The organism is Streptomyces sp. MB09-02B, from assembly GCF_033794485.1.
In the GTDB taxonomy this organism is placed as follows: Bacteria; Actinomycetota; Actinomycetes; order Streptomycetales; family Streptomycetaceae; genus Streptomyces.
Map to the genome: position 1 here is coordinate 1 of NZ_JARGEE010000669.1, position 3,160 is coordinate 3,160.

The window sequence follows — 3,160 nt, forward strand, 5'->3', positions numbered from 1 at the left end:
CCCCGAACCCGCCCCGCCCACCCCCGTACCCCTCTGGGTGCGCTCCGGCCGCGCGGTGAAGCGGGTGGCCACCGATGAGCGCACCAGGAACACCGGGCGCGTGGTCGTCCGCCACGGCGCCTATGTCGTGGGTGGGGCCCGGATCGTGGCCCGCCGCACCTGGGACGGCCGGACCGGCTCCCGCTACGAGCGCATGATCCGCACGGCCGAAGCCGCGGGGAACCTGGAAGCGGCCGAGGAGTGGGAGGAGCGCCTGCAGCGCTTCCGCACCGCCCGCCACCACCGCCGCATGGACCTGCTGCACTCCCCGGTGGAGGCCGCCAAGGGCCTCGCCGTCGGCACCGGCATGAGCATCGGGGTTCTGGTCAGTCTCGGGGTCGTGATGGCCATCAACAACGGCGACATCGCGGACGTGATCACCCCGCTCGCGGCCACCATCGACTTCATCGCCCTGCTCATCCGGATCGTTCAGATCGTGTGGGGCCCGGCCCTCACGATCGGCCCGTTCCTCGCCCTGCTCGCCCTGTGGACGGTCGGCAGCAAGCAGCAGGCCGCACCCCAGTGGGCGCTTCCCGCGAACGTCCGCAACAGCGAGGGCGAGCCGATCACCCCGTCCATCGTCGTCAAGGCACTGCGCCACCTCGGGTTGCCCGCGCTGCGCAACGCCATCAAGGCCATGGACGACGGGGGCGCCGCGATGCTCTCGCCGATCGTGATCGCCGGATGCGGCGTGGAGGTCGACGTCACCCTGCCGCTGGAGGTCTCGACGGTCGAGGTACAGCAGCGCCGCCGCAAGTTGGCGGAGAACCTCAGCCGGCACGAGCACGAGGTGTTCATCACTCTGCCCGAAGCCGCCCGCACCGTGCGCCTGTGGATCGCCGATTCCGGCGCGCTGGACGAGCCGATCGGCCCGTCTCCGCTGGTCACCGACGAGACGATGACCGCCAACTACAAGAGCGGCAAGGCGCCGTGGGGGCAGGACCTGCGCGGCGACGCGGCGGAGTTGAGTCTGTATCAGCGGCATGTACTGGTCACCGGCCGCTCAAATCAGGGCAAGACCGCCTCTCTGCGCGCGCTCGCCCTGTGGCTCGCGCTGGACCGGTCGGTGCAGTTCTGGATCTCCGACCTCAAGGGCGTCGGCGACTGGGGGATGTTCAACGGCATCGCGAGTGTCCTGATCGAGGGTCCGACCGATGAGCACGTGATCGCGGCGACCGAGATGGTCGAGGACGGGGTGGCGGAGATGAACCGCCGCATCGAGCTGCGCCGCGACGACCCGACGGCCACGTTTCCTCCGCTGATCGTGCTGGTGGACGAGGCGCAGTTGGCGTTCATGTGCCCGGCCGTCGACGAGGAGCGGCGCCCCTACGGCGGCTCCAAAGCCACCAGCCGGTACTTCATGGCCGTCCGCAAGATCCACAACCAGGGCCGCGCGGTCGACGTCCTGATGTGGCAGGGCACTCAGGACCCCACCGACCAGAACCTTCCCAAGCTGGTCCGCGAGGGCGCGCACACCCGTGCCTCGCTCGTGCTGGGCAGCGAGTCACAGTCGAAGATGGCGCTCGGGGACAAGGCCGTCGAGGACGGCGCCGCCCCGCACCTGCTGCGTCAGGGGCTGGACAAGGGAACCCTGGTCGTCGCCTCTGACGGCATCGACATGCCCAAGGGGCAGTCGTCCATCACCGTGCGCACGCACTTCATCGACGACGAGCCCGCCGCCGAGATCGCCGAGCGTGCCCGCGCGCTGCGGGGCGAGAACGTCGCCACCGTGCACACCATCGAGCGGGGCGAGAAGCGCGACCCGCTCGCCGACATCCTCACCGTGATCGCCGACGACAAGCGGGTCCTGACCCAGGACGTCATCAAGCGGCTCGCCGCCCTGGACGCCGGCGCCTACGACGGCTGGTCGTTCGGCGACCTCACCCGCGTCCTGGAAGGCCACGGGGTGGAGGCGTACAAGTCACACGGCCGCATGATGATCCGCCGCGACGACGTCGCCCGCGCCCTCGCCGACCGCGACACCGACGGTTCCGCTTCCGCCTCCCAGTAGCGGGGAGGCACACCCTCGCACGCCGGGGAGACGGGGAGAACTCCCCAACCGCCTCCCCGACGGGCGGGTCGTCACCGGCTACGCCGTGGGCCCCGTCCAGCCGGAACCGGTCGCGGCCAAGCCGCCCGTCTCCCGCGCGGCTGTGAACGTCGCGCTCGGGGGCGTGGGGTTCCTCGCCGTGTGCGGCGGACTGCTGATCCTCACCACGTTCATCACCGCGCTCACAGCGCTGATCACCCAGCTCATCACCCTCGCCGCCGTCATCTTCGGCGGCTGGATCGCCGTCCAGATCTTCAGCACGGGCGGGGACAAGGGCGGCACCACGGTCAACATCCGCAAGGCCGTCATCAAGCGCAACCGCTTCTACCAGTAGCTACGCCAAGGGCGGCCCCCGTCTCACGCCAATGAATCCGGGGCCGCCCTTGTCACCCAGCACCCTTCACAGGACTGGAGACATCCAGCATGACCGAACCGACCGACATCCGGCGAGCACCAGTCGCATCCCGGCCCCTCCGGGTCGTGGACGCGTTCTCGACCAAGAGCGCGGCCGAAGCAGGTAGCCGCGTGATTCCCGGCGACATCGTTGAACTGTTCCGGGGACCTGGCGGCTGGGCGGAGGGCCTGCGCATGCTCGGCCTGGCCGACATCGGCCTGGAGTGGGACACGGCGGCGTGCAGGACCGCGCACGCCGCTGGCCACGCCACCATTCAGACCGACGTGGCCGCGTACCCGACCGACCCGTTCAAGGACCGCGTCACCGGTCTCATCGCGTCCCCGCCGTGCCAGGCATGGTCCCGCGCCGGGAAGCGCGGCGGGCTCGCCGATCAGGCGCTCGTACACCAAGCCGTTCACGACCTCGCCCACGGCCGCGACACCCGCGCCGATCTCCTCGCCCGGTGCAAGGACGAACGGTCCCTGCTCGCCGCCGAGCCGATGCGCTGGCTGTACGACCTGCGCCCCGAATGGGTGTGCCTGGAGGAAGTCCCCGACGTCCTCCCGCTGTTCCAGCAGATCGGTGCCGTGCTGCGGACCTGGGGCTACAGCATGTGGGTGGGCGTGCTGAACGCCGCCGACTACGGAGTACCCCAGACCCGCCGCCGCGCCATCCTC

Annotated in this window: 2 protein-coding genes and 1 pseudogene; all 3 read left to right on the top strand. The window is 70.5% G+C overall.

Features of this window, described 5'->3' with window-relative positions; translation table 11 throughout:
* A partial coding sequence (locus P1P70_RS42565) for an FtsK/SpoIIIE domain-containing protein (protein WP_413471673.1) occupies positions 1–2,050 on the top strand: 2,050 nt, incomplete at its 5' end.
* 52 nt (positions 2,051–2,102) lie between these two features.
* Positions 2,103–2,423, top strand: a pseudogene (locus P1P70_RS42570) (hypothetical protein); the annotation flags it as partial.
* An 89-nt stretch (positions 2,424–2,512) separates the two neighbouring features.
* Positions 2,513–3,160, top strand: a 648-nt coding sequence (locus tag P1P70_RS42575) for a DNA cytosine methyltransferase (RefSeq protein ID WP_319247572.1), incomplete at its 3' end; no start/stop codon positions are given.